The sequence below is a fragment of the Sphingobium sp. genome, assembly GCF_048594625.1.
Lineage (GTDB): Bacteria > Pseudomonadota > Alphaproteobacteria > Sphingomonadales > Sphingomonadaceae > Sphingobium.
Genome location: NZ_JBMDWL010000048.1, coordinates 1 through 8777 on the forward strand (window position 1 = coordinate 1; position 8777 = coordinate 8777).

Here is an 8777-nt window from a genome sequence, read left to right on the forward strand (position 1 = left end):
CCAGGGCAGCAGTTCATGCGCGCCGCGTGACAGGCCGACGATGGCGTCGCCCTTTTCCACCGCGAATTTGGGGACGTCGAACAGGAAGAACCAGTGCAGCGGCCGCGTGCCCGCTGATACCATGATCCATCCCGACAGCGGCAGGACCAGCATCAGCGCGTAAAACAGGAAATGCGTCGCATGGGCCGCGCCCTTTTCCCATGCGGGCATGGCGACGGGCAGCGGCGGCGCGCGGTGGGTGAGGCGCCAGACGATCCACACCAGCGTCAGCGCCAGCACGGTCAGGCCGATCGATTTGTGGACGGGAACCACCGCCCAGTCCTTTGGCAGGGCGTCATGGGCGAAACCGATGAAGAGGTTCGCCACGATCAATGCCGCGATGATCCAGTGCAGCGCGCGGGCGATGGCGGTGTAACGGGCCATGGGTTGCTCCTTGTGCGGATGTCTTCCCTGTGAAAGCCATGGCTACCCTACCCGGCGACCATGGCCCCATCTTCAACGAATATGTCCAACGGATCGACAGTCTGTGCGATCCCAATATCTTGTGGCGCGCTTTCCTGACGGTGGCCTGACGACCTGCGCCCGAATGTCTTTTGCGTACCGCATTTTGCGAGCCGTCATCCGTTTCGGATGGCTTTACGATGCGATGGATCGCCCTAAGCCTGACGGTTGGCGACCAGATTTTCCACCACCGTCGGGTCAGCCAGCGTGCTGGTGTCGCCCAGCGCCTGCGCCGACACCTCGCCCTCCGCGATCTTGCGCAGGATGCGGCGCATGATCTTGCCCGACCGGGTTTTCGGCAGGCCCGGCGCGAACTGGATGACGTCGGGCGTGGCGATCGGGCCGATTTCGCTGCGTACCCATTTGACCAGCGCGGCGCGCAGATCGTCGGTCGCTTCCTCCCCGCTGTTGAGCGTCACATAGGCGTAGATGCCCTGCCCCTTGATGTCGTGGGGGAAGCCGACCACCGCCGCCTCCGCCACGCTTTCATGCAGGACGAGCGCGCTTTCGACCTCCGCCGTGCCCATGCGATGGCCCGACACGTTGATGACGTCGTCCACCCGGCCGGTGATCCAGTAATAGCCGTCCGCATCGCGCCGTGCGCCGTCGCCGGTCGTATATTTGCCGGGGAAAGTGGTGAAATAGGTCTGGAAGAAGCGATCATGGTCGCCCCACACGGTGCGCATCTGCCCCGGCCAGCTTTGCGCGATGACCAGATTGCCCTCCGCTGCGCCGTCCAGCACCTTTCCTTCCGCATCGACGATCTGCGGTACGACGCCGGGCATGGGGAAAGTGGCAGAACCCGGTTTCAGGTTCGTGGCGCCGGGGGTGGGTGCGATCATCGCGCCGCCGGTTTCCGTCTGCCACCATGTGTCGATGATCGGGCAGCGTCCTTCGCCCACCACGCCATGATACCAGCGCCACGCCTCCGGATTGATCGGTTCGCCCACCGTGCCCAGCAGGCGCAGCGACCGGCGGCTGGTACGGGTGACGAAATCGTCGCCCTCCTTCATCAGCGCGCGCAGCGCCGTGGGGGCGGTGAACAGGGTCTGCACCTGATGCCGGTCGATGACGTCCCAGATGCGGCTGGGCGTGGGCCAGTTGGGGACGCCTTCATACATCAGCGTCGTCGCGCCGTTCGCCAGCGGGCCATAGACGATATAGCTGTGCCCCGTGACCCAGCCGATGTCGGCCGCGCACCAGTAGATGTCGCCGGGGCGATAATCGAAGCATAATTCATGCGTCAGGGACGCCCATAGCAGATAGCCGCCGGTGGTATGCAGCACGCCCTTGGGCTTGCCGGTGGAGCCGGAGGTATAGAGGATGAACAGCGGATCTTCGGCCTTCATCGGTTCGGCCGGGCAGTCGGCATCGACCTTCGCGGCTTCTTCGTGCAGCCACATGTCGCGGCCGCCCTGCATCGTCACGTCGCCGCCGGTGGCGCGCACCACCAGCACCTTGCGTACGCCGGGGCATTCCTTCAGCGCGGCGTCGACATTGGCCTTCAGGGACACGCATTTGCCCGCGCGGCACCCTTCGTCGGCGGTGACGACCAGCGTCGAATCGCAGTCGACGATCCGCCCCGCCAGCGCTTCGGGCGAAAAGCCGCCGAACACCACGCTGTGGATCGCCCCGATCCGCGCGCAGGCGAGCAGGGCAAAGGCCGCTTCCGGAATCATCGGCATATAGATGGTGATGCGGTCGCCCTTCTTCGCGCCCGCGCCTTTCAGCACATTGGCGAAGCGGCAGACTTCTTCATGCAGCTGGCGATAGGTGTAGCGGCGCGGCTGTGCGTCGGGCGAATCGGGTTCCCAGATGATCGCGGTCTGATCCGCGCGGTCGGCCAGATGGCGGTCGATGCAGTTGGCGCTGACGTTCAGCACGCCGTCAGCGAACCATTGAACCCCGAAATCACCTTCGTCAAAGCTGCTTTCACTGGCTTTCGTCGGCGCTGTGATCCAGTCCAGCCGCTGCGCCCGGTCCAGCCAATAGGCGTCGGCATCGTCGATGGAGCGCCGGTAATCGGCATCGCGCGCGGCGCCGTCCATCAGCGCATTTGTCGCCCAATCGTCCGGCACCGGGTAGAAATCGTCAGACATCGGGCATCCTTTCCTTTTCGAAACTTTATCGCGACCGACATTATCGGTTCGCCGTCCTGATCGGAAGGCCGGACGCGGCCTGATGTTCCCATCCTTTCGGCCTATATCGCCGCGGGGCGAACCTGCGCCCCCCACGCATTTTGCCGCTTCCCCGGACGCTTTCCCAAGCCTAACAGGGATGACTTATGTGGCTTCTCTATCAATTCCCGCTTTGTCCCTTTTCCCGCAAGGTCCGGCTGTTGCTGGGCGAAAAGGGGATCGGTTACGATCTGGTCCGCGAATCCCCCTGGATGATGCGCGACGAATTTCTGGATCTGAACCCGGCGGGCACGACCCCGGTGATGGCCGACGCGGAAAAGGGCGTGACCCTGATCGACAGTCAGGCGATCTGCGAATATTTCGAGGAAACGGTGGAAAAAGTCCCTCTGATTTCCGGCACGGCGGCAGGCCGGGCGGAAGTGCGGCGGCTGACCGCTTTCTTCGACCAGAATTTCTATGGCGATGTGGTCGGCCCGCTGCTGCACGAACGGATGAAGAAACGGCTGGTGGAACGCACGTCGCCCGACGCGCGCGTGCTGCGCGAAGCGATGAAACGCGCCAATGTCCATATGGACTATATGGATTATCTGCTCGACCATCGCAGCTGGATGGCGGGCGGCACGCTCAGCCTGGCGGACATCGCGGCGGCGGCGCATCTGTCGGTGGCGGATTATCTGGGCGGCATCGACTGGACGGGGCATGAACCGGTTCGCCGCTGGTATGCCGGTTTCAAGTCGCGCCCGTCCTTCCGCCCGCTCCTGTCGGAACGGATGGAGGTGATCACCCCGCCCGCCCATTATGAAAAACCGGATTTCTGATCCTGTCGCCGGTCGGCGTGATTCTGTTTTGAGCGGGCAGGCAGCTCAGTCGTTTTCGGCGGCAAGGTAGACGCGGTTGCGGCCATGTTCCTTGGCCAGATACAGCGCGCGGTCGGCGGCCTTCAGGGCACTGCGTGGGTCTTCATAGGCCAGCACATTGGCGACGCCGGCGGAAAAGCTGACCCGGTCCATCCGCTCGCCATTGGTGCGGTTGACGAGGCTGCGGTTCGCCAGATCTTCGCGCACGCCGTCCACCACTTCGCATGCCTCGGCGGCGGTCTTGCCGCGGAACAGCATCACGAATTCCTCCCCGCCATGGCGGGCCACATGGCAACGGTCGTTGGACGCCTTAGCCAACAGCCCGGCAACGAATTTCAGCACCCGATCGCCGGTGTCATGGCCATGGGTGTCGTTGATATGCTTGAAATGGTCGATGTCGCAAAAGGCGACGGACAGGGATTCGCCCTTGTCCTGCGCTTCGTTCATTTCCACGCGCAGCACCCCTTCGAAGGCGCGGCGGTTGGGCAGGCCGGTCAGATGGTCATGCTCGGCCGCGCGGCGCGCATTTTCGAGGCTGGACTTGAGCGCCTGCGTCTGACGCTGATTGTCGCGCAACTGGCCTTCCACCTGACGGGTCTTTTCGACCATCGACCGGGTCAGGCCGACCAGACGCGCCAGCACCGGTTCGGCGTCGCCGCCATCGGCCAGCCCCTTGGCCTGTTCCTGCAGCGCGGCGCCATAATCCTTCGCCGAACTGCGCGATTCATGCATCAGCCCGGTAAAGTGCGTCAAATTCTCCTCGACCTTGTCCAGCATGGTGGCCAGCGATTCGGGGGTGATTTCGTCGGCGCGCTGTTCAGCGGCGATCGATTCGACCCAGCCGTTGGTAATCTTGCCCCGCTCCATCATCACGGCGCGGATCGCCTTTTCAACGCCGAGATTCGCGCCGGTCAGATAGTCCAGCGCGACACTGAAATTGATGGGGGTCAGATCCAGATCATGGGCGAACAGGAAATCGCCGATGTCGGCATAAAGCTGGCGGCGGCGGTTGATTTCCCGGCTGGATGCGGTGCCGCCGCGCGGGCGCTGCTCCTCTTGCGCACTTTCCCCTTCCGGCCTGGACGAAAACCCCCTGGCCCAACGCGCCAGACGGTCGGTCAGTCCATGTTGTGGACTGGCGGAAGTAGGTTGTGCCCCGTTCATGCCTTCCATAACGGCCGCCGCGAAACAAGGTTAAGGCGCCAACAGTAAAAGAATCGGAAGGAAACCGGGTAGCGCCGGTCAGTCGCGCAAAAGCGACGTTTTCAAGCGGCGATCAGATGCCGACGCTGATCAACCAGTCGCGGAAAATGCGGACCGATCGCGTCTGGAGCGCGCGCGGGCGGCAGACGAAGAAATAGCGGTAGGGGCTGTCCACCTTGATCGGAAACAGGCGGACCAGGCGGGGATCGTGCGACTGTTCGAAATGGCTGGCATGCATCACCGCCACGCCCAGGCCCTGCGCCGCGGCCTCCAGCATCAGCTGGCCCGAATCATAATTGTCGATCGCCAGCGGTTGCAGGTCGGGCAGGCCCGCTGCTTCCTTCCACGCGTCGAAAGACAGCGCCATGTCGCGATGGAGCAGCACCGTCTGTTGCGCCAGTTCGGTGGGCGATGCCAGCGCCTGTGGCCCTTCCGACAATTCACGGCGGCCGATCAGATAGACTTCCTCATGATCCAGTTCATGGGCGTAGAGCGCCTGATCGATGTCCTTGGCCATCAGCACGATCGCCGCGTCCAGCCCTTCGCCAAGGCGGGCGACGGCATGGGGCGTGGTTTCGATGTCGATATGCAGCTGGGGATGCTGCTGCCGCAGCTTGCCCAGATGCGGAAACAGCCGCTGCGTCGCGAACAGCGGCATGACCGCCAGCCGCAGGCGCAACTGATTGCCGCCGCTCTGGATATTTTCCAGCGCCTGGCTCAGCGAATCGAGCGCCGGGGCGATGTCGTCCAGCAGCCTCTGCCCTTCGGCGTTGATTTCCAGCGCCTGATGCTTGCGATCGAACAGGGGGCGGCCGATGAACCGTTCCAGCGCCTGTACGCGGCGGCTGAGCGCAGGAGTCGACAGCGCGAGTTCTTCCGCAGCCGCCTTCACAGAGCCAAGGCGGGCTACCTGAACGAAGGCCTCAAGGGCCGTAAGGGGCGGCAATCTGCGCATAACTCGTCAAAATTACTGGTCCGGTGCGCTGCGCCGCGTCATTGCTTATTGTTCGGCGCCACGCATCCGCTGTTCAAGCATCCTGTGCACACTCAGCAGGAAAATGGGGGAAATGGCAAGATGCATTTTTTGCAACCTCGCAATTCTTTTCGCACTTGCAATATTCCGTGTTGCGCCGCATATAGAACAGGCCTTTCAGGCATCCTCTCCTAAAAACTTTTCGGGCTGGTTTAACGACCGGCCCTTTTTTTGTCCTCGCGCCGCAAGCCTTGCCCCTTTTTCGCGGCGATCGCGTTTCCTATCTCGTTACGGAAAGACAAAGACGAGGATAATGCGTGGCCGATCAGGAAACAGGTGTCGATCAGGACGCGGGCGGACGCCGGATTCAGGTCGCCAATGCGCGGCCGGAGGATGCAGGCCGCGGTTTGGCGCGCTTGCCGCTGACCGTCATGGCCCAGTTGCAACTGGCCGAAGGCGATGTGATCGAAATCACCGGCAAGCGCGCCACGCCCGCGCGGGTGGTGCGCCCCTATAAGGAAGATGAGGGGCTGGACGTCCTGCGGCTGGACGGTTTGCAGCGCGCCAATGCTGGTGTCGGGTCCGGCGATTTCGTCCAGATCGAAAAGGCCGAACCGCGAGCCGCCCAGCGGGTGGTGTTCGCGCCTGCACAAAATAATCTGCGGCTTCAGGGCAACCCCGATGCGTTGAAACGTGTTTTCTTCCAGCGGCCCCTGACGGCAGGTGACGTCGTGGCGACCGCCGGGCAGCAGCAGGTGCCGCCGGGCGACATGCCGCCCCAGCTGCGCCAGATGCTGGCCGCGCCGGCCTATGCGCTTCAGGAAATCCGCCTTGTCGTGGTGTCGACCGTGCCAAAGGGCATCGTCCATATCGACGCGGATACCGAAGTCGAACTGCGCGCCGAATATGAAGAGCCGCGCGAATCGCGGCGCGCCGACGTGACCTATGACGATGTCGGCGGCATGGCGGACGCCATCGACCAGCTGCGCGAAATGGTCGAGCTGCCGCTGCGTTACCCCGAACTGTTCGAACGGCTGGGGGTCGATCCGCCCAAGGGCGTGCTGCTCCATGGTTCGCCGGGCACGGGCAAGACGCGGCTCGCCCGCGCCGTCGCCAACGAATCGGACGCCGAATTTTTCCTGATCAACGGCCCGGAAATCATGGGGTCGGCCTATGGCGAATCCGAAAAGCAGCTGCGCGAGATTTTCGAGGCGGCGGCCAAATCCGCGCCGTCCATCCTGTTCATCGACGAAATCGATTCGATCGCGCCCAAGCGCGGCAATGTGACCGGGGAAACCGAAAAGCGGCTGGTCGCGCAGTTGCTGACGCTGATGGACGGGCTGGAACCGCGCACCAACCTTGTCGTCATTGCCGCGACCAACCGGCCCGAAGCGATCGATGAAGCGCTGCGGCGGCCGGGGCGGTTCGACCGTGAGATCATCGTGGGCGTGCCGGACGAGCGCGGTCGGCGCGAGATTCTTGGCATCCACACCCGCGGCATGCCGCTGGGCGACCGGGTCGACCTCGCCGAACTGGCGCGCATGACCTATGGCTTTGTGGGTGCGGACCTTGCCGCCCTGACGCGGGAGGCGGCGATCGAGACGGTGCGCCGCTTCATGCCGCGGCTGAACCTGGAAGACGGGACGATCCCGCCCGACGTGCTGGAGGAGCTGAGCGTCACGCGAGAGGATTTCCTGTCCGCGATCAAGCGGGTGCAGCCGTCCGCCATGCGGGAGGTGATGGTGCAGGCACCCAATATCGGCTGGTCCGACATCGGTGGGCTGGACGACGCGCAGATGCGCCTGAAGGAAGGGGTCGAGCTGCCGCTGAAAGACCCCGAAGCGTTCCGCCGCATCGGCATCCGCCCGGCCAAGGGCTTCTTGCTTTACGGCCCGCCGGGCACCGGCAAGACCTTGCTGGCGAAAGCCGTCGCGCGGGAGGCGCAGGCCAATTTCATCGCCACCAAATCCAGCGACCTCCTGTCCAAATGGTATGGGGAAAGCGAACAGCAGATCGCCCGCCTGTTCGCCCGCGCGCGGCAGGTGGCGCCCACGGTGATCTTCATCGACGAACTGGACAGTCTGGTCCCTGCGCGCGGCGGTGGCCTTGGCGAACCGGCGGTGACGGAGCGGGTGGTGAACACCATCCTCGCCGAAATGGACGGGCTGGAGGAATTGCAGTCCGTCGTCGTTATCGGCGCGACCAACCGGCCGACCCTGATCGACCCCGCGCTGTTGCGGCCGGGGCGGTTCGATGAGCTGATCTATGTCCCCGTCCCCGATCAGGCCGGGCGGCGGCGTATATTGGGCATCCATACCGGAAAAATGCCGCTGGCCGACGATGTCGATCTGGATGGGCTGGCGGTGCAGACGGAACGCTTCACCGGCGCGGACCTTGAAGATCTGGTGCGCCGCGCCGGCCTGTTCGCGCTGCGCCAGTCGCTGTCGGTGGACAGGGTGGGGCAGGCCCATTTCGAAGCCGCGCTGGACGATACCCGCGCGTCCGTCACGCCCGAAATGGAGCGTGAATATGAACAGATACAGGCCCAGCTGAAACAGCGCGCGATGCAGGTCGATCCCATCGGCTTCATATCGCCGGGCATGGTCCGGTCGCGCGACCGGGCGGACTGAACGGGGGACGGGGCCGAACGGTCCCGTCCAGACCGGCCTATCCTGACCGGACGCGGCGGATGAACCCATCCACCGCGCCGCGCGTTCATGACAAAGTTATTGCAAAGCCGCTTGCCAGCAAGGCCCGGATTTGCAAGGCGGACAATATGACATTCACAGGCGGACGTTGATGGCCTCCACTCCCTATAAGAAGAGCAAGAACAGGAACGGCACCGGTTCGTCCGGATCATTTTTCAGCCAGTGGGGCATGTTCTTTCGCCAGTTCATCAAACATCCCGGCATGATCGGGTCGATCATTCCCACATCCGCCACGGTGGTGGACCGGATGCTGGATCAGGTCGACTGGCAGAGCACCCGGCTGTTCGTCGAATATGGGCCGGGCGTGGGCACGTTCACCCGGTCGATCCTCGACCGCCTGCCTGCCGATGCGACATTGCTGGCGATCGACCTCAATCTGGACTTCGTCGCCTATCTG

The 8777-nt window shown here is 63.8% G+C and carries 7 protein-coding genes; 3 read left to right on the forward strand and 4 right to left on the reverse strand.

Going from position 1 to position 8777, the window contains the following annotated elements; all coding sequences use genetic code 11:
- Positions 1 to 423 (reverse strand): cytochrome b (locus ACOJSJ_RS06370; RefSeq protein ID WP_420144152.1); only part of this gene is annotated, 423 nt, incomplete at its 3' end.
- Between the two features lie 233 nt (positions 424 to 656).
- Positions 657 to 2600, reverse strand: coding sequence for an acetate--CoA ligase (gene acs / locus ACOJSJ_RS06375; protein WP_420144153.1), 1944 nt, complete (start codon positions 2598 to 2600; stop codon positions 657 to 659).
- A gap of 185 nt (positions 2601 to 2785) precedes the next feature.
- On the opposite strand from acs, the gene ACOJSJ_RS06380 reads away from it, so the two are divergent.
- Entirely contained in the window at positions 2786 to 3457 is a 672-nt protein-coding gene (locus ACOJSJ_RS06380; RefSeq protein ID WP_420144154.1) for a glutathione S-transferase family protein, read from the forward strand.
- Positions 3458 to 3502: 45 nt separating this feature from the next.
- Here the strand turns inward: ACOJSJ_RS06380 and ACOJSJ_RS06385 are convergent, their stop codons facing one another.
- Both ACOJSJ_RS06385 and ACOJSJ_RS06390 read right to left on the reverse strand, forming a co-directional pair.
- Positions 3503 to 4660, reverse strand: a complete 1158-nt coding sequence (locus ACOJSJ_RS06385) for a diguanylate cyclase (protein ID WP_420144155.1) — start codon at positions 4658 to 4660, stop codon at positions 3503 to 3505.
- Positions 4661 to 4772: 112 nt separating this feature from the next.
- Positions 4773 to 5654, reverse strand: a complete 882-nt coding sequence (locus ACOJSJ_RS06390; RefSeq protein WP_420144156.1) for a LysR substrate-binding domain-containing protein — start codon at positions 5652 to 5654, stop codon at positions 4773 to 4775.
- Between the two features lie 335 nt (positions 5655 to 5989).
- Between ACOJSJ_RS06390 and ACOJSJ_RS06395 the strand changes: the two genes are divergently transcribed.
- Together ACOJSJ_RS06395 and ACOJSJ_RS06400 are read left to right on the forward strand one after the other, a co-directional pair.
- Positions 5990 to 8302: a CDC48 family AAA ATPase gene (locus tag ACOJSJ_RS06395; protein WP_420144157.1), complete on the forward strand. Its 2313-nt coding sequence runs from the start codon at positions 5990 to 5992 to the stop codon at positions 8300 to 8302.
- Positions 8303 to 8471: 169 nt separating this feature from the next.
- Positions 8472 to 8777 (forward strand): class I SAM-dependent methyltransferase (locus ACOJSJ_RS06400; RefSeq protein ID WP_420144158.1); only part of this gene is annotated, 306 nt, incomplete at its 3' end.